This is a genomic window from Roseburia zhanii (assembly GCF_014287635.1).
In the GTDB taxonomy this organism is placed as follows: Bacteria; Bacillota; Clostridia; order Lachnospirales; family Lachnospiraceae; genus Roseburia_B; species Roseburia_B zhanii.
Genome location: NZ_JACOPH010000007.1, coordinates 50,634 through 69,694, shown reverse-complemented (window position 1 = coordinate 69,694; position 19,061 = coordinate 50,634). Strand labels below are relative to the sequence as shown.

Annotated in this window: 18 protein-coding genes; 2 read left to right on the top strand and 16 right to left on the bottom strand. The window is 40.4% G+C overall.

Features of this window, described 5'->3' with window-relative positions:
- Positions 1-2: 2 nt before the first annotated feature.
- From trmL to H8S17_RS09420, 5 genes are all read right to left on the bottom strand, one after another.
- Complete coding sequence (gene trmL / locus H8S17_RS09440) at positions 3-506, bottom strand: tRNA (uridine(34)/cytosine(34)/5-carboxymethylaminomethyluridine(34)-2'-O)-methyltransferase TrmL (RefSeq protein WP_186867129.1); 504 nt, start codon at positions 504-506, stop codon at positions 3-5.
- A gap of 97 nt (positions 507-603) precedes the next feature.
- Positions 604-1,764: a pyridoxal phosphate-dependent aminotransferase gene (locus H8S17_RS09435; protein WP_186867128.1), complete on the bottom strand. Its 1,161-nt coding sequence runs from the start codon at positions 1,762-1,764 to the stop codon at positions 604-606.
- Complete coding sequence (locus H8S17_RS09430) at positions 1,761-2,243, bottom strand: Lrp/AsnC family transcriptional regulator (RefSeq protein ID WP_186867127.1); 483 nt, start codon at positions 2,241-2,243, stop codon at positions 1,761-1,763. The genes H8S17_RS09435 and H8S17_RS09430 overlap by 4 nt, the downstream gene beginning before the upstream one ends.
- A 31-nt stretch (positions 2,244-2,274) precedes the next feature.
- Positions 2,275-3,258 carry an AIR synthase family protein gene (locus H8S17_RS09425; protein ID WP_186867126.1) on the bottom strand — a complete coding sequence of 328 codons (984 nt, stop codon included), beginning with the start codon at positions 3,256-3,258 and terminating at the stop codon, positions 2,275-2,277.
- Between the two features lie 155 nt (positions 3,259-3,413).
- The gene (locus tag H8S17_RS09420) at positions 3,414-5,039 is read right to left on the bottom strand and encodes a VanW family protein (protein WP_186867125.1); all 1,626 of its coding nucleotides are present in this window, start codon (positions 5,037-5,039) and stop codon (positions 3,414-3,416) included.
- Positions 5,040-5,338: 299 nt separating this feature from the next.
- Here H8S17_RS09420 and H8S17_RS09415 point away from each other — a divergent pair, with 299 nt between their 5' ends.
- Positions 5,339-5,953: a hypothetical protein gene (locus tag H8S17_RS09415; protein ID WP_186867124.1), complete on the top strand. Its 615-nt coding sequence runs from the start codon at positions 5,339-5,341 to the stop codon at positions 5,951-5,953.
- On the opposite strand, the gene H8S17_RS09410 is transcribed toward H8S17_RS09415, so the two are convergent.
- Positions 5,889-6,635: a 3'-5' exonuclease gene (locus H8S17_RS09410; protein WP_186867123.1), complete on the bottom strand. Its 747-nt coding sequence runs from the start codon at positions 6,633-6,635 to the stop codon at positions 5,889-5,891. The genes H8S17_RS09415 and H8S17_RS09410 overlap by 65 nt on opposite strands.
- A gap of 7 nt (positions 6,636-6,642) precedes the next feature.
- Positions 6,643-7,986 (bottom strand): SGNH/GDSL hydrolase family protein, encoded by a 1,344-nt coding sequence (locus H8S17_RS09405; RefSeq protein ID WP_186867122.1) that lies wholly within the window; start codon positions 7,984-7,986, stop codon positions 6,643-6,645.
- Positions 7,987-8,191: 205 nt separating this feature from the next.
- Between H8S17_RS09405 and H8S17_RS09400 the strand changes: the two genes are divergently transcribed.
- Positions 8,192-9,253, top strand: coding sequence for an acyltransferase family protein (locus H8S17_RS09400; protein ID WP_186867121.1), 1,062 nt, complete (start codon positions 8,192-8,194; stop codon positions 9,251-9,253).
- A gap of 408 nt (positions 9,254-9,661) precedes the next feature.
- Here H8S17_RS09400 and H8S17_RS09395 read toward each other — a convergent pair whose 3' ends face one another.
- The 9 genes from H8S17_RS09395 to H8S17_RS09355 form a co-directional block, all read right to left on the bottom strand.
- On the bottom strand, positions 9,662-11,032 hold the full coding sequence (locus tag H8S17_RS09395; protein WP_186867120.1) for a hypothetical protein: 1,371 nt from the start codon (positions 11,030-11,032) through the stop codon (positions 9,662-9,664).
- Between the two features lie 9 nt (positions 11,033-11,041).
- Positions 11,042-11,524, bottom strand: a complete 483-nt coding sequence (locus H8S17_RS09390) for a hypothetical protein (RefSeq protein ID WP_186867119.1) — start codon at positions 11,522-11,524, stop codon at positions 11,042-11,044.
- Positions 11,525-11,528: 4 nt separating this feature from the next.
- A complete protein-coding gene (gene nth, locus H8S17_RS09385) occupies positions 11,529-12,158 on the bottom strand; it encodes an endonuclease III (RefSeq protein WP_186867118.1) in 630 nt (209 codons plus the stop codon).
- Entirely contained in the window at positions 12,131-13,900 is a 1,770-nt protein-coding gene (locus H8S17_RS09380) for a B12-binding domain-containing radical SAM protein (RefSeq protein ID WP_186867117.1), read from the bottom strand. The genes nth and H8S17_RS09380 overlap by 28 nt, the downstream gene beginning before the upstream one ends.
- A 13-nt stretch (positions 13,901-13,913) precedes the next feature.
- Positions 13,914-14,444 (bottom strand): hypothetical protein, encoded by a 531-nt coding sequence (locus H8S17_RS09375; RefSeq protein ID WP_178051537.1) that lies wholly within the window; start codon positions 14,442-14,444, stop codon positions 13,914-13,916.
- Between the two features lie 75 nt (positions 14,445-14,519).
- Positions 14,520-14,708: a MerR family DNA-binding transcriptional regulator gene (locus H8S17_RS09370; protein WP_186867116.1), complete on the bottom strand. Its 189-nt coding sequence runs from the start codon at positions 14,706-14,708 to the stop codon at positions 14,520-14,522.
- Between the two features lie 516 nt (positions 14,709-15,224).
- A complete protein-coding gene (locus H8S17_RS09365) occupies positions 15,225-17,492 on the bottom strand; it encodes a carboxypeptidase regulatory-like domain-containing protein (protein WP_186867115.1) in 2,268 nt (755 codons plus the stop codon).
- 12 nt (positions 17,493-17,504) lie between these two features.
- Positions 17,505-17,723, bottom strand: a complete 219-nt coding sequence (locus H8S17_RS09360) for a zinc-ribbon domain-containing protein (protein ID WP_186867114.1) — start codon at positions 17,721-17,723, stop codon at positions 17,505-17,507.
- A 4-nt stretch (positions 17,724-17,727) separates the two neighbouring features.
- Positions 17,728-18,966 (bottom strand): hypothetical protein, encoded by a 1,239-nt coding sequence (locus tag H8S17_RS09355; RefSeq protein WP_186867113.1) that lies wholly within the window; start codon positions 18,964-18,966, stop codon positions 17,728-17,730.
- Positions 18,967-19,061 lie beyond the last annotated feature (95 nt).

Sequence of the window (19,061 nt, the reverse complement as noted above, 5' to 3'; positions counted from 1 at the left end):
CTCTATTCCTTCCAGTGCAGATGGTGCAGTTCTCCTTCAAGTTTCATATGGTCAAACTGGTTCTGACGCAATGCTTCATATAAGACAATAGCTACGGAATTCGAAAGATTTAAGGAACGTGTTTCCCCGATCATCGGGATACGGATACACTCTTCTGGGTGTTCGATCAAAATCTCCTCCGGTATTCCTGCACTCTCTTTTCCAAACATGATATAACAGTCCGGTTCATAAGACACTTCTGTATACACATGCTTTCCTTTTGTAGTTGCCATATAGATCTTCGCATCCGGATTTTTTTCTAAGAAATCTTCCCAGTTGATATATCTTGTCACATCAAGATCCTGCCAGTAGTCCATGCCTGCACGACGAATCTCTTTTTCATTTAAACGGAAACCTAACGGTTCGATCAGATGCAGCCTTGTTCCGGTTGCCACACAGGTTCTTCCGATATTTCCCGTATTTGCCGGAATTTCCGGCTCAAATAATACAATGTTCAGCTTAGCCATATGATATCTCTTTCTTACGGTCAGAAACTTACAGATCATAAAAACTGCTTACATACATGAAGTAACCATTTTTATAATTCCAAGGGCTTCTGGATAATTACAAAGTTACAATAAATTTCTCGATTCTTTCTAATGCTTTCTTTAGATCATCTAAAGAATATGCATAAGAAATACGGACAAAGCCTTCTCCGCTTGCTCCAAATGCAGTTCCCGGTACAACGGCAACTTTTTCTGCTTCTAAGAGCTTTGTTGCAAATTCTTCTGATGTCATGCCGAATTTTCGGATCGATGGAAACATATAAAATGCACCATACGGTTCAAAACATTCCAATCCCATCTCTTTAAAACGGTGTAACAGATATCTTCTTCTGCCATCGTATTCTTCCTTCATCTGTGCCACATCTTCGTCCCCGTTCCGCAATGCCTCAACTGCTGCATACTGGCTTGTTGTCGGAGCACACATGATCGCAAACTGATGGATCTTTAACATCTGTTCAATAATGACTCTGGGACCGCAGGCATAACCTAAACGCCAGCCTGTCATTGCATAGGATTTTGAAAATCCGTTGATCGTGATCGTTCTCTCCCACATCCCCGGTAAAGAAGCGATCGATACATGTTCTTCCTCTCCATAAGTCAGTTCGGAATAAATCTCATCACTCAATACAAACAGGTCATGCTCAAGAATGACTTTAGCGATCGCTTCAAGGTCACTTCTTCGCATAATGGAACCTGTTGGGTTATTCGGGAATGGCAGTACTAATAATTTCGTCTTTGGTGTGATCGCAGCTTCTAATTCTTCTGCTGTCAGCCGGAACTCATTTTCTGCCTTCAGCTCTATGATCGAAGGGATTCCATTTGCAAGAACGGCACAAGGTACATAGGAAACATAACTCGGCTGTGGGATCAGCACTTCATCTCCCGGATCTAACATGGCGCGCATTGCAATGTCGATTGCTTCACTTCCACCGACTGTGACCATGATCTCATGCTCATAATCATACGTAAGGTCAAATCTGCGGTTCATGTATTTTGCGATCTCAACCTTTAATTCTTTTAATCCTGCATTGGAAGTATAAAATGTTCTTCCTTTTTCTAAGGAATAAATACCCTCATCCCTGATATGCCATGGGGTATCAAAATCCGGTTCTCCGACACCGAGGGAAATTGCATCCTCCATTTCATTGACAACATCAAAGAATTTACGGATACCGGACGGTTCTATCTCTACAATTCTTTTTGACAACGGATTTCTCATGGTGCGATCTTCATCCTTTCATCTTTAGTCGGTTCTGCCATGATCGTGCCATGATCTTTATATTTCTTTAAAATAAAGTTTGTTTTCGTGGATAATACAGAATCTAATGTAGATAATTTATCAGATACGAACTGGGAAACTTCCCGTAATGTTTTTCCTTCTAAAGTTACTAAGAAATCAAATCCACCGGAGATCAGATAAACAGATTCTACTTCCGGATAGTTATAAATACGTTCTGCCACTTTATCAAATCCCATGCCACGCTGCGGTGTTACACGTACTTCGATCATTGCAGTTACTTTTTCAATTCCTGTCTTTTCCCAGTTGATCAGTGTATGATATCCACAGATGATATGTTCATTTTCCATTTCTTCTAACTCATTCATGACTGCTGCTTCATCTACTCCTAAGACGATCGCTAATTCTTTTACATCGATCCTGCTGTTTTTTTCTATAAAAGTCAATATTTTTTCTCGCATTTTCCCTGCTCCTTTATGTCATAATTCATTTTCAGATCACTTTATACAATTCATCTGATTTCGGTGGTTCTAAAAATCTGCGTTCCCCATCATTCAGCAGAACCCTGTCATTTCCTTCTGTGGCTTTTCCGATCACACATGCCGATATATTCTCTTTTGCAAGTTCCATCACCAGACGGTTGCCGTCTTTTGCTGCCATTAACATGACACCGCTTGAGATCAGTTCATATGGATTGATGCCGAAAAATTCACAGATTTCCACAGTTTCCTGTTTTAACGGGATCTTCTTTAATTCAATTTCCAGTCCGACGCCAGATGCTTCTGCCAACTCCCAGAGTGCCCCAAAAATACCGCCCTCTGTGACATCATGCATTGCACCAACGCCAGACTTAACGGCGGTGGCAGCCTCCGGTATTACGGATAGCATCTGGTCAAACTTCTGTGCCCGAAAAATAAAATTCTCTGAAAACCGGTTTAAAAGTTCTTCCCGCTTTTCTTTTGCCAAAATGGCGGTTCCTTCTAAACCAGCCCATTTACTCATCACGATATCCATGCCCGGTTTCGCACCTGATGTACGTACCATCGCATCTTTTTTGACCTTTCCGACTCCGGTCACTGTGATCACCGGTACATTGACTGCCTTTGTCACTTCCGTGTGACCGCCAATGATCTCTACATTTGACCTCTCACAGGCATTTTCCGCCTGCTGCATCATCTGCCGTATCTGCTGTTCTGTGATATCTTCCGGAAGCAGGGCGGTAAGCATCACACCAACCGGCTCCGCTCCTGCACTTGCAAGATCATTCAACGTTACCGCAATAGAAAGACTTCCGATATCGATCGCAGTTCCGGTGATCGGATCTGTGGATAATACCAGCATTTCATCTTCCGCTAAGCAAATGGCGGCACAGTCTTCTCCGACTGCTGCCCCCTGACAGACTTCCGGTCGTTTTGTATGAATTTGTTTTAAAACGGAACGCTTTAATACGTTTTCCGGTAATTTTCCAACTTTCATCGAAACCTCTTTTATCGTCTTTGGATTCTGCAACACAAGGCTGTCTGTAACAGACAGCCTTTTTCCATTTTATTCCATAACTGCGCAGTTTCGTTACTGCCACACTGCTTTGTAGCTTGCACCTGCATAGTTATATGTTTGTTCTATTTTTACGCTTACTGGTTAGCCGCATCCTGTGCTGCCTGTGCCGCCGCTGCATCTGCTGCCGCCTGCGCTTCTGCTGCTGCCTGCGCCTCTGCAGCTGCCTTTGCCTCGGCTGCTGCCTGTGCTTCGGCTGCCGCCTGTGCAGCCGCTGCTGCCTGTGCTTCTAACTGTGCCTGTGCAGCTGCCGCTGCCGCCGCATCACCGGAATACTGGGCTGCTACAGCACGTACGGTCGCTTCATCACCACTTGCGATCGCTGCATTGATCTGTGCTGCTGCATCCGGATTGTCTGTTGCCACGCCAACTGCAAGGATCTTGCTTGATGCATTATAACGGCTGCTGTTGAACTCTGTCCGGCTTTCTTCCACACCATTTACGGTTACAACTTTCCATAATTTCGCTGTATATCCGGTATGTGCACTCTGTACCTGTGCCACATAACCTACCGGATGGGAACCGTCTGCCCTTAAGGATACTCCCGGATTTGTCTGGCTGATCGTTTCACTGACATAACTTACCTTGCGGTCCGATGGTCTTGTTTCCTCACCAAAGATATTAAAGTAAAGCATTCCACCGCTTGTATATCCTTCAATATAGACCGGTGCATCTGTATTATTTGTAAATTTAAGATCTTTTGAAGTTCCTGCGATTGCAGCATCCATAGATGGTTTTACATAATTCACGATCATGGAATGATTGAACCGCTCATCGATCTGTAATTCTGCTAAAATAACAGCATTGTATAACGTGGTAGATACCTGACAGATACCGCCGCCATAGGTCTGTACGGTTGTACCGTTTTCATAAGAACCGGCTAATTCATAACCGTTTTCTGCATCAAACGGGCTGACTGCTTTATATACGGAGAACTGCTCGCCCGGATATAAAACCGTTCCATTGATCTTCTCACATCCATTCTGTACATTTTTGTAACGTCCGGATGCAGAAGAACTGAAATCCGTCTTAAAAGATCCTAACAAGTCTTTTACCTTTGCTAATTCTTCCGGTGTACCCTGTGGCTTTGTCACATCTGTTTCAAGTGCGATCGTTGCATTTGCACCGTCCCACTCATCACTGATATATGCCTCAATGCTTTTTACAGACTCTTCCACATTAACAGCGACCCCATCAGAACCTTCGATAATACTAAACGAACCATTTTCACGTTTCAATCCGCTGTTGACAGCTTCCTGATCCAGATTATCGGCATTGACACCTAATAGCGTTTCTACTTTATCCTCATCCACACCATAAAGGATATCAAACTGTTTCGGCTCTTTTTCAAGATCCTTCTTATCCTTATAACGTGTAATCAGATTGCCTGTTTTACCAAGATTTAATGCTTCTTCCACGACTTCTGTATTTGCAACGCAGACACCTAAATCTTCTGCGGATACCTGTATATTCTTTGTTCCGGCAGATAATGTAAATGTTGTATTCTGCAATGTGTTCACATAAGCATCTAAGGCATCTTCTGCTTCTTCCTTTGTCATACCACTTACATCAATATCACCGATATATACGGTATCCGGAATTGTACCATTTTCACCTGCATCTACAGTTGTAAATGAATATCCGATAAATCCGGCTGTAAATACAAAGATCAATATGGGCAGCAGTTTGATATATTTCTTCATTCTATCTTCCTCTCTGTTCTATTTATAAATATCCTCATACATATTTGTCATTTTAAATCATTTACCATCTTTTTTTCAAGATGCATATCCACGAATATATTTGACATAAATCCGGCATTTCTGTATATTTGTAACAGAAGCACTAGCTAAGTACGGATACAAGACCTGTTACTAACATAGATACGACTAACAGTCCTGCGATCACACCTGCTATGATGCGTTTTCTTTTTGGATTGAAAAAGTTATACATATGATCACCTCATTTTTATATTATAATTTTTAAGAAAGGACACACTACAATGAGAGTTCCTATTTTTTTAATTGCTTTTATTCTATTCACAGCACTGCTTGCCGTCAAGCGGAAAAAAAGTACTGAGGCACAGGAGAATGCCAATGAAGCATTTCTCGAGCGGGAACGTATGGCAAATGCTACCCGTAAAAAAGATATCTCTGCCCTGCCTTATCTGTCATTTTCCACAGATACACTTCCGGTTGGAGAGTTTGCGGACGATGAACTTTATTCCTGTGAGACTGTTCTACAAAACCTTACGGATCAAAAGATCATCAATCTGTCCATGTATACAAATACGGACTTAAAGCTGATGTATGGTCCTGCGAACTTAGCCGATCTTAGTTCCTATGATGAGAACTATCATCTGCTCACTACCACACTGTTGGCTTATGCAAGACGTGAAGTAGAACTTGACCGTATTGATGCTGCGGTCACCATCTTAGAATATGCGATGTCACTTGCACTGGATGTCAGTCAGATCTATCTGCTGCTTGCAGAGTTATATCAAAAACAGAACACACCGGAAAAGATCCGGGACATTACCGATGCACTTTTTGTCATGGACGAATCGTTTTCTTCCCTGGTACTGCCGAAACTTCCGGTTTCCCATACTGTGCAATGATCTTATCTGTCAGTCTTGAAGCTTCACTGCGGCTTAATCGTTCCACCGGAACATCAAGTACTATTCTATGATATTCTGTCAGATCCTTCAAGTAATTTTTTTGCCGGGCAGTTGCCGGTGTCTGTCTTTTCAGACGGCACTGCAATTCCCTTGACCGGAACAGTCCGGGTTCTTTCTTCGAAAACTCCCTCTCTAAGATCTCATATAAAACCTGCGTTGCAGCCGCATCTTCATATGCCCTGTGTATGGCTGTCTGTTCGATCCCATAATATTGACGCAAGACTTCCAGAGATTTTTTCATTTCTTTTGGAAGGCATTTCCTTGCGATCTTTAATGTATCGACTGCATAACAGTTTCTCTTGATCCGGTGATTCACTTCCCACTGTTTGATGAAGCTGTAATCAAAAATGATATTGTGTCCCACCCATGGAAGATCCTCTGCAAATTCTAAAAACGCACTGACTGCTCTATCGGCATCCTGTCCGTCTGCTGTCATTTCATCTGTGATCCCTGTCAGTTCCACGACTTGCTCCGGGATTGGTGTATCCTGTCTAAGCAGTACTGAAAATGTATCTACGATCTGTTTTTCCCTTACTTTGACCGCCCCGATCTCTAATATATGATCTGTCTTTGGGTGCAGACCTGTCATTTCTAAATCTACCACAACATAATCATCTAACATGACTGTTTTATGAAGCCTTTCTCTTTGCAGCTACTGTTTTCGCCAGATTCTTTCCTGCTGTCTTTGCACCGGAAGTATTCGGATGCAGACCATCGGTATAAGATAACCGCCACGAAGACGTTTCGATCACAGTACACCATTTCTTATATGGAGCCGCCGCTTTCCGGATCTCGTCTGCATGGATCTGTGTAAATGGTATGATCACCATGACTTTTGCCTTCGGATGTGCTTTATGTGCCATCTGCAAAGCTTTTTTGTATTCATTGATAAATATATCTCCATAAGTATGTACATCATTCGTACCATGTTCAAATACGATCACATCTGCATCATAAGATGAAGCTTTCCTGCCCATGGAAAACGAGGATATCGCATTATGTAAACTGTTAAAACATCCTGCTTCTGCGATTCCCGAGCCGCCATAACCTGCAAAATACGGCACCATATTCAGTTTATCCGCACAATACCATGCATAACTGTGGGTAGCACTTGTACCGGATGGTGCCAATGCCATATTCAAGGCACGGACGCCCTGTGTGATACTGTCACCATAAAAAGCGATCGTATCGTTCTGCGGTGTAATCGCCGTTACAGCTCCTGATGATGTCACCGGTTTGATACTCTTGATTCCGACACCCGCTTCTCCCCAGCGGTTTTCATTTTCCGATATTGCATCAATGACCAGGCGGACATAATGTGTCTTAGTATTGCCAACACTGATCTTTTTGTTGCTGATCAGCTGACGTTTCATGTTGCCACCATCTACAGAATAGGCAAAATACGGTGTCTGTGCTGAAATCTTTGAAACGAAATTGACATTCACATATTTACTGCCTGTCACTTTAAAATATACTGCACTTCCGTCTGTATTCGTAAAATAATACTTTCCACCGGAAATACTTTTTTTAAACCATCGTCCGGTATGTCCGAAACTGCCCTCTGTATCTTTATATTTCATTCCATCGGAAGTCTTATGCGTTCCATAGGTAACATTGGCGGTACAGGTATATTCTTTACTCTTATATGTGGCTGTGATCGTTGCTGTTCCCCGTGCTTTCGCAGTTACTTTACCGGAACTTTTTACCGTTGCAGTCTTCTTGCTGCTGCTTGACCACTTGATCTTCGACTTTGAAGAAGCTCCATGCAGTTTTAACGTCTTTGTCGTTGCCGGATACATCGTCACTTCCGTCTGTTCCATGTACACTTTCGGTTTCTTCTGCGTAACTGCCGCATCTGCTGCGTTGGCCGCTAAAACCCTCTGTCCCCCTGCAATGACTGCAACAGCCATAAGCAGCAGACTCATCACATACCGCCATGATTTCTGTTTTCCTTTTACCTGCATCTGCTCCATAACCCATCTCCTGTGCTTTGTATTTTTATAACTGTGATCATCCCGATATCTTTCTATACGAAGTTTCTGTAATCGCCATAATTATTTCCATTATAGCATAAAAAGTCTGTTTGTCGAAAGTTTTTCAATATTTTAAAGAAAAATTAAAAAAAATGTGCTACAATGAAACCCTATTAAATGATCTATTCAAAGGAGTCTTGTTTTTATGAGAAAAGAAAGAATTGACAGTTTCGATTTTATGCGAAGTGTAACTGCATGGATCATTGTCATATATCACTTCGCATGTATCTGCAATACGACACCACAGTATGCAGACCTTCCGTTTCTTTACCAGCATGCAAATGGTGTCTGGGGGGAAAATACCAGCGTGAACATCTTTTTTATGCTCTCCGGTGCATCTTTATTTTACAATCACCCTGACATTGATATCCATTCCCTCAAACGTTATTATTTTGACCGTTTCAAAGGCATCTTCCCGATGTTTTATATGCTCTGGCTGTTTTTATATTACCAGAAAGCAACCACACTCGGTCATCTGTTCTATAACGGCAGTCCGAAAACGATGCTTTTAAGCCTTGCCGGAATGGATGGGTACTTATCTTACCGTTATCCGCAGAACTACTATTTCATCGGTGAATGGTTTCTCGGTGCACTGGTCTGCCTGTACCTGATCTATCCACTACTTACTTTATGCATGAAATACTGTAAGATACTTACAACTTTACTACTAGGTGCCGGCACATTGGCTTTCCACTGGAATCTTCCATTTTTCCAGATCCAGAGAGAACGTAACCTGATCGTCTGTCTGTTTGCCTTCTGGCTTGGAATGCTCTTTATCCGGTATCGGGAAAAATTAAGTGCCCTTTGGATCACTGTTATTTTCGGTGGTATCGCACTGTTTTTACTCTTTGTAAAAGTGCCGGTGGACGGTTTCTTATGTACGCAGGTGATTCCGGTCGGACTTTTCCTGCTGTTTTACCAAATTGGAAATTATGTGATGAAGGTCGGTTTCTTAAAGCCATTTTTCAGCTATACCGGAAAGATTTCTTATGCGATCTTTTTATTACAGCACGTTGTCATGGGACAGGTGCTCGGATTATTCGGACGTTACAATCCAAACCTGCCGCAGATCCTTTTGATCCTTGTACTGACTTTCATTATAATCTATATCTTTGCTGATGTACTGACAAGGTTAAATAAATTGCTGGTAAAAAGTGGGTGGTTTATGACATTGCAGAGTTTTGTATACGGTTCTGATAAATCCTAATACCGTTTAATTTATGAAGCTTTGAGCGTCAAAAGATGGCTTCAAGTTTTCTGATTGGCAGATTGCACAAAGCCGAGTCTGTTTTTGTTCCGTTGTACGAAAATAAGAAAATCTAAATCTGCCTGAAATAGGTTACGACAAAGTGACGTGTACGTCTTAAACGCCCCGTCCATGGGGCGTTAAGACTTTTGCTGCCGTCCATGGCAGCAAAACACTGTACATGAACAGGCAGACTAAGATTTACTAATTTTCTCCCAAAGTCACAAAAATAGACTCGACTTTGTGCAATTTGCCAGTCGCTAAGCTATGAACCATCTTTTGACACCCGAATCTTTATCAAAAAATCCGCCAGATGAGAGTTTCCTCTAAAAACTCCATCTGACGGATTTTTTTGTGTAACTTTTCTTTTTACACATTTCCGACCTCTGCAAAATTGACAAGTACTCCGAGTACCACGATAAATGCTCCCGATATTTTCAATCCCTCAAAGGCTTTCTTTTTCGACTGTAACAGATCAAGATTCTGTATCAGCAGATAGACTCCACTGATTCCGAGCAGCATATATAAATAGAAAAATGTCCGTTCCTGTGACACATAGATCGTCGGTGTAAATCCCATGATCACTCTTGTTGCAAGGGCAAGTCCTAGCAGGATTCCCTGTCCGAACAGTTCAAAATAGCTCCCGCAGACAACGGTCATTGATAACAGCATACAGCCGATCAAAACCAGATAAATGATCGTTGGTATATAATTTGCTGCAAAATGATAGTTTCTTCCATCAATAAATGCATTCTTCTCAAGCAGGTTTGCCAAAGAAGGATATTTATCTTCGATCACATCAAAAAATACGGTAAACCATACCGTGATTCCCACCGGAAGGATCGATGCGATCCGGTACATCAATTTTTCTGTCTTGAAAAAGACTAAGACTGCAAGAAGGATCACATAGCACAGATACAATACATTCCCCGATGTGATCAGATGATGCATCGTATCGACAAATCCCATACTGATCTTATCTATCAGATTATATGTGCCAAAATTCGGCATCCAGTTGATTGTTTCCTGTGCCTTTCTGGCTGCATTTCCAGGACATGTCATAATGAAGATGAATTCGCCCGCCGCGATCAGCGCCCCAATGATGGCACTTCCATACAGCCTCACCGGATTTTTTTCTATGATAAAATAAATGACTGCACATACATTGACTGCTAAAAGTACTGCTGACATCTGCTCCATGTTTGCACCATATAATGCTGCAAGTGCATAGAATATCCACATCCATACCGGGGATTTTTCCCCATAAAAGGCTTTTGCTGTCCCATGTAAGGAAAATACTCCCAATGCCAAAGGCCATGAATAATTTGCACTCGTTGCGATCCAGCCAGCCGTTCTAAGATCCCACATCGGATAAACCAGCAAAAATCCTACAACAATATATGCCGCAATGCCTCTTTTTTCCTTCGGGAACAATGCCGTAAGTGCCCATGCCAAAAATACCCAGAAGATCCAGTCGATCACTTTCCAGAGCATAACATGTCTTGATATGTATACCAACACCGCTTCAATAAAAATACGGGACGCCCATGTCTGATAGCGGATCGTCAGATAATCTTTTAAACTGTAAGTGTCTAACTGTTTACAGAAAAACCACATCGCATCTGAATTTTCCGGTTCCTGCATCAACATGTGATAAATCAGCTGGATCAGTGCAAACAGCAGAAGCGGTAAGAATTCTTTTTTTAATATTTTTTTTGCAAAACACTGTAACTTTTCCATCATCTTCTCCTAATAATATAAAACTTCCTCTGTCGGTATCAGCACATTCTCTCCATTTCCCCGATACCAGATGCACGCCCTGCAGCCGCCCGGGATCTTCTTGCTGCGCACCACAGACTGAAATTCTGCATAATCATAATTAAATCCATCATCTGCATTTTTAGAGAGCTTGGTTTTTTTCACATTTTCCGTCGGCAGTTCATAGTAACTATCCGTTGTCGGATCATGTGCTAACAATACAGTATCCGCTGTATCTACGCTGATTCCTTGCCGATATGCATAGCCGGAGATCTTAATGTAATTTCGTTTGTATTCGATCTTTTCAATCTTATACTGCATCGTTGTTTCATCTGCAATTTCACAGTCTGATACATCTACAATTTTCACTCTCTGGTTCAGTCCATATAAAACGGTCAGATAGGAAACCGCACACACCAGAAATATCCCCAAAACAATTTTACTTACTTTTCCTTTATCATATTGATCTTTCACACCGCTACCTCTTATCCTTCGACTTGCAGATATCCTCTAAAAAACACTCCGAACATTTCGGATTTCTTGCAAAACAGATACTCCGCCCAAATGTAATGATCTGTATATTATATAAAATCCAGTGGTCTTTTGGAAGTACTTTCATCAGATCTGATTCCACTTTATATGGATCATCATTTTTCGTAAATCCTAACCGTTTTGAGATCCGCTTTACATGCGTGTCTACCACAATACTTGGTTCATTGTAAATATTTCCGCGGATCACATTTGCCGTTTTCCGTCCCACGCCTGCGAGTGATGTTAATTCTTCTAACGTTCTCGGTACTTCTCCATGATATTCTTCCACTAATGTTTTTGCACATGCAATGATATTCTTGGCTTTATTATGATAAAATCCTATTGAACGGATATCCTGTTCTAATTCGCTAAGATTGGCATTTGCAAACTTTTCTAAAGTGTCATACTTTTGAAACAGATCTTTTGTCACAATATTTACCCTTGCATCTGTACACTGGGCACTTAAAATGACTGCGATCAAAAGCTGCCATGGTGTTTCATGGTTTAAATAACAGATATATTCCTTGCCATAAGCTTCATCAAACCGTCTTAAAATCTCCTCTGTGCGTTTTCCCATGCTGCTTCTGCCTCCTGTTTTGTAATCTCAGTCGTTTTTGCCTGATGGTCTAATGCATCACGCTTTTCATATTCAAACAGTACATAGATCCCTTCTTCTAATCGCTCTGGCAGTTTGCCGACCGTTTTCTGCGATTTATCCGGAAAATGATAGGAAAAAGGTTCAATATGTGACAGTTTTCCATTTTTGCAGTACGTCTTTGTGATCTTTGAAAACTCTGAAATATTTCCTGCCCAGTACGGACGGCTTTTCATATTTTCCCTGTAATACAGATCATAGAGCAATGCTTCTTCCATAAGTTCTATGGATACCTGTTTTTCCTGCTTTAAAAATTCCAATAAGATCTCGCATCTGCGGATCCTCGAATGGTTCATTCCAAGATACCCCATATCTTCATAGAACTGCCCTAACCGCAGAAAGAATCCAAAACTGTCAGGATAGACAACATCAATTAACTTCATCGTAACCTCAAACTGTCCACTGTTATAATAGACTTCTAACATTTCCTCGACCAGTTTGATCAAAAGTACTTCATCATAACTAAGCCATTTCGTCTGCATGATCTCATATGGCGGCTTGCTGCGGTAGATCATGCCATATTCGTCTTTGTGTTCAAAAATATAAGAACCTTTTAATACCTTTAAAAATCCAAGCTGTAACTGGTTTGGTTTTAATGCATAAATATCCCGGAATGACTGCCCAAACCGCTCATAATTTTCATATGGGAGTCCGGCGATCAGATCTAAATGCTCATGGATATTACCTGCTGTTTGTATAAAACGTACCGAAGATTCCACGTCCGACAACTGCATCTTCCGGTGGATCTCCTCGATCGTCTGCAGATTCGTAGACTGCACACCGATCTCAAGCTGTACGAGCCCCGGACGAAATGTCGATAGCAATTTCGTTTCTTCTTCTGTCAGAAGATCCGCTGCAATCTCAAAATGAAAATTCGTTATGCCGATATCTTTTTCCTGAATAAATTTCCAGATCTCCATTGCATGAGTGTGGTTGCAGTTAAACGTACGGTCTACAAATTTTACCTGTGGCACTTTTTTGTCAATAAAAAACTGTAATTCTTTTTTGACCAGTTCTGTATTCCGGAAACGCAGTTTCTTATCAATCGAAGAAAGACAATAACTGCAGGAAAATGGGCAGCCTCTGCTCGATTCATAATAGATGATCCTGTTTTCAAAATCTGTCATATCCTCATAGCAGAATGGAATGGAACTCAAGTCGATCGGTGCCCTTGGTTTGGTACGAGTGATCGCTGGTGATCCCTCTTTTCGCTCATCGTACTTTTCCACGTCACGGTATGCGATCCCTGCAATATCCGAAAGCGATCCCTTTTTCCCATTGCAGTAATACGCACACAATTCGGAAAATGTAGCTTCTCCTTCTCCGATCACAACTCCATAGAATGACGGATTCTCTACAAACATCCGCTCAATCTCATAAGATACTTCCGGACCGCCTACCCAGATCGGTACTTCCGGTCTTAATTTGTGAAATTCCGATGCAACTTCCTTCACATATTCATAATTCCAGATATAGCAGGAAAAGCAGAGCACATCCGGCTTTCTCTTATAGATCTCCTGCAAAATATATTCACTTCTATGATTGATCGTATACTCTGCTAATTCCACAGAATCCCGATATTCTTTTGCATATGCCCGCAAATCATAAACTGCAAGATTTGAATGGATATATTTTGCATTGATCGCAGTCAGAAGTATCTTCATCTATTTGTTCTCCTCAGGCTTTTTTGTTAAAAATGGAATAGTCATCCATATTTTTCATTTCAAATGTCCGGTCTTTATCATTGTGTGGAAACAATAATTCCATATACAAAGTTCCAAGCAGTTGTTTGACACAGTCTACATTTAAGTCCTGCATATCTAACTCTTTCCGCTCCATGCTCTTTAAGCGGTCTAATATAAGGTCGATATCAACAGACTTATCCTGCTTTTTATCTTTGCTATGTTTTTCTTTCTCATGCTTTGCTTTAATAGATGTCTGTGCCCTTTTCGCATCCGTATCTGATTTAAGCGGCATACTGCTTGAGGCTTTTTCTGCCGGCATTTGTTTCTGCTGTGATTCTGACTTTTCTTCCGGCTTCTCATGGATCAGCGCCTTTGCCTCCGGTACATTGTATGCCAGATTGTGACAGGTTTTCTCAAAACACTCCGGATCATATTTTGCCAAAAATGCCAGATCATCCATTGTCAGTGGACATTTATTATAGATTTTAATATAGATATTTGCAAGCCGTACATTTTTCCCCATATGATCTCCCCCTCGTATTGGTTACCGTTCACAAGTTCCTTGTAAACGGTAACTTTTGCAGGCTCATTGAAATGTCTATGTGTTACTTGTATTGATGGTTCTAGTATAACGGATTTTGGGGGAAATTACAAATGCTGCTTCATCATACAGCCGGTATCCCGCTTTGCTTTTCTCAGTCGGACAAAATAGTCCTATTTCATCATAATATCTAAGTGTTCGTGCACTAACACCTGTCAATTCTGACATTTGTTTAATCGTCATCATTTCTATTTGCCTCCTGTTTCCTGATGCCAATACCATAAGGCTTTACGTCGCGTTAAGGTCAATAGGTATTTTTAATTTTTTTATGATTGCTTTTATGTTATGACAAAACGGTGGCTTTCGCAAATATATAATTCTGTAGATTTCTGTTTTTACTGACATTCCCAATAAAAGAAACGGCAGAAAGCTTTTGTACTTTCTACCGCATCCCTGTTACCTTAGAACATATTTATCTTTTTTCAGCCCTATAAAATTCCTCATAAGTCAACCGCTTTTTTCTAAACTAATAATCAAGCATTTCCTTTATGCTTAAAAGCAGTTTTAACGATATCTGCTTTTATCGCAGTAATACTTTCTGGAAATTCTCCACACTGACATCATACAATTGATTCAATCGGACTACTTTTTTAATTGCAACATTTTGTCAAACTACTCTCCGCTCTTTTCACATTCATATTAACGCAAAGTGTATAGTCTATATTTTTGTATTTTCCTAGATTGTTTTGAAATTTAACATTCCTATGATTTACAATATTGTTTATCTAGCCAAGTTATCATATCTTTCTTATTCTTGTAATCTACGTGCCAAAAAGATATTGCCCTTGAAAAATCAAATACCTTATTTATTTCCTCATTATACTCGCTTTCCGACACTTCCACTTGATCTAGAGACCAGGTATATTTATCGTATTCACCCTCAATAAGTTCTCCCGCACCTTCTTTAATCTTTTTCACTTCCGTATTATCCAATGTATAAATAATATCATATCGATAAAAACAATTCTGATTAGAAACGCATATCAAGTTTTCTTTCTCAATATAAAACTCTTCAACAGAACCACCGCCACCTCCTAGCATACATTCTTCATAAGTAACTTTATTATTATAAGTCTGCGATTCTACAGCCATTTCAGCCATACCAGTACTATCGTTAAATACTACCAATTTTATACTCATAAGATAAGCATCATATATTACAAGTTCTGGTATTTCATCATTATTAAGATATACCAATGCAAAATTATCGTCTGCGCCTTCATCATACTTTTCTAGATATTCTCTATATCCCACATATACCTCTGATAATTTTTTCTTTACACTCTTATCCTCACTCCACCAGTTATTTCCATCCAGATTGGCATAACTGTTCTGCAACGTCACTACCTTTCCATTCTTGATCTCAAATACTTCCCAGATCACTCCCCGAAGATTACGTGGAATGGTATAGACAGCTACAATGCCATTTTTATCATAGACCGTAACCCGGATATCATATGTCAGCATATCTGTTGCCGTATAGTTTCCATTTAAGCAGTTATTGTAATCGGAAACATAGTATTTATAGGTACCATTGATTCTGTTTGCTATGGTAATGACTTCTGCTGTCTGTCCATCCTTACTGTCGGCTGTAAGGATATTTCCATAGTCATCTGTACTGTTTACTGCATTGATCCGTGCCATGTCCCCGCTCTCTGCTTTGTGCGGCGTAAACAGACATGAATCCAGATCTGCATCTCCATTCCAGGACAATACAACCTTTATCTGGTCACCAGTTATCTCCTGTACGAGTGGAATGTCTACTGTTTTATCACCATCTACGATCAGTGTCTCATAGTTCCTGCTATAACCATCGATACTGATTTCTAACGTATACACACCAGCTGACAGTTCTAAGTTTACACTTCCGGCATCATCACTGGTGGATTCTGCCATACTATCCCCACTGGTATTACGGATTCCTTCCCTCACAATCACTGATGCACCTGCAATTCCATTTCTTATGACAGCTGCATTATCATCATAAGAGACTGTATCTCCATCATAAATATTCAGCCAGACGGAATGTTCTGTAGTTTCTTCTGCTACTAAACATACATTTTCCAGCCATGTGGTTACATTTTTCGCATTTACTGACACATCATAAATAGTAACGGCTTTATACCCTTCACAGGAAACCTCCACTCTGTATCCACCTTCATATAAAGAGATTCCTGTTTCGTAATACCCGTTTTCATCAGTTGTAATACTTCCCACAGGCTCTGTTCCTGCAAAAAATGTGATATTGGCATTCTGCAGCGGCACATGGTCTGCATCGGACACATATCCTTTCACGTTTCCATAGTCAGCACTCTTTTCCACGGCAGCATATGTATTATAAGCTGCATTTAACATCTGTATTTCTTTCGCATCATATTCATTTTGCTTATCCTGCCCTGCATCATTATACACATACTTTGCCTGTGCACTGCTCTGCTCATCTATCACTAAGGAAAGTTCTTCTACCTGCAGTGGAACATTGATCCATCTCCATTTCACCAGTGTATCATTATTAAAATAGAACCTTTCCCCTGTTTTATCTGGCGTTGCATAGGTTGGTGTATAGATACTGTCCGTCCTCTGATAGATAAAGTTCGGTTGTCCGTTATCAAGATAATAATAATCCGTAAGCAGCAGGCTGTCTCCCTGATGCTCAATGGAAACGATCTTATTCATTTTTCCTGTTTCCGGGTTCGTGTAGATTTCATATTCGATCTGATTTCCATTGACTCCGTTTAATAACTCTTTTTTAAAAACATCATATTTTTCGATCTGTCCATCTGTATCTTCAGCAGTAACGTCCTCTAATGTATAAAATAAGCTCTTATCCCATACAAGGGAAAAATCCCTGGCATTAGGCTGGCGGTTTTCTGCATAAACATCAATCGTATCCTGCGTCACATCATACAGCTGTGGACCTGCCTCTTCACTCGTCTCTGTTTCTATTCCTGTGCTCATCACTGCATCCATGATCTTACCGTCCTATCTGTCAGACCATGAGATGATAAAGATCAGTATTATGCATAGGATAACTGCCACTCCCACTACAGCACCAATGATGATCTTATTTTTGTGATCTTTCCATATGTTGTTATTTTCATTTGTAATCTCTGCCTGTCGTTCATTGCCTGTTTTATTTCCACACTTCGAACAAAACATGGCATTATCTGGTAATTCGTTTCCACATTTTTTACAAAACATCTCTCTACCCCACTAATGAATGTGCAAAATACTCATCGTTCGTCATTGAATCATGATGCAGGTATAACCACTCTGCTGCCTCATAAAGTTCCATTGGATCTCTTTTGGTTCCAGACTCTACAACCTGCCCCTGAAAGAAATACGCATACTCACCATTTACTTCTACATAAATAGGTTCTCCATCTATTGTATAAATCATTTTTGATTCTCCTCTAGTAGCGACGTTATTTTCCTGTATATACACAATCGTCCTGCCATTTTCCATGTCCTTATAGTAATAATGAACTCTTGCGCCACCTCCGGATCTCGCATAATTCTCAAATCCCTGATTTGCAATTGGGATAGATGTAAGTACAGCATTTTTGGTACGAATATTTTCAATTACATCTTTCAGTTCCACTAACTGTGGTTTGATCAACGGATTACATTCTTCCATATGAAGTTCTAATGTCTGTCCATATTTTTTGAACAAATTATCAATACTTACAAGATTTGATTCAAGATCTGACACATATTCCCGATTGCTTGTGCTATCTGTCAGAACAAATTCATACATATCGCATACAGACTTCAATGTATAGTAATAATTATCCAATTTCTTAAACAACTCCTGCCGATTTTCATCTAACAGTGAATTGTCAATCGGTTTCTTGGCTGTGATTTCCTGCAACACCTGTAGATTAGAAAACTGCTCAGTGAGATCCTGTGTATCCCAGAAGGAAGTATACATATCCACCTGTGCATTCATAGCATCTACAATATGATTAATATCTGACACCGCATACAGCATTTGTAATTCTGCTGCTTTATTTACCGAAACCATAATATCTACATTTGCTTCATTCTGTTCCTGCGAACTGACATCAAATACCCAGGTAAATACATTTGGAAGAATTGATGATAATGATTTCGATATTGCAGACTGTTTTGCATCTTTATCTGTTAATTCTTTATCAAAATTATATGTCAGCGGCTTCACAGAAAAATCCAACAGATCCTCATTATCCTTACGCACCTGCTCCACCTGTTTCCGATATACATCCAGTTCCGACAAAATATCTTCATAACGCTGTGCTTCAGATTCTTTTTCCTTTTGTGCGGTTTCATCCACCTGTTCTAAATCTGTCATCGCCTGTTTATAACTCTTATACTTGACATATCCCCGGAAAATACTTCCACCTGCAACACTTGTAAATATCCCCACGTATAAAATACATACTATAATAACAACATACAATATCATAATTATTTTGCTTATATATCTCGGTCGCAAAATACTTCCTGAAAGAATGGGAGCCGATAGGCTCCTCATATCCGAGATAATCCACGACTTTCTTG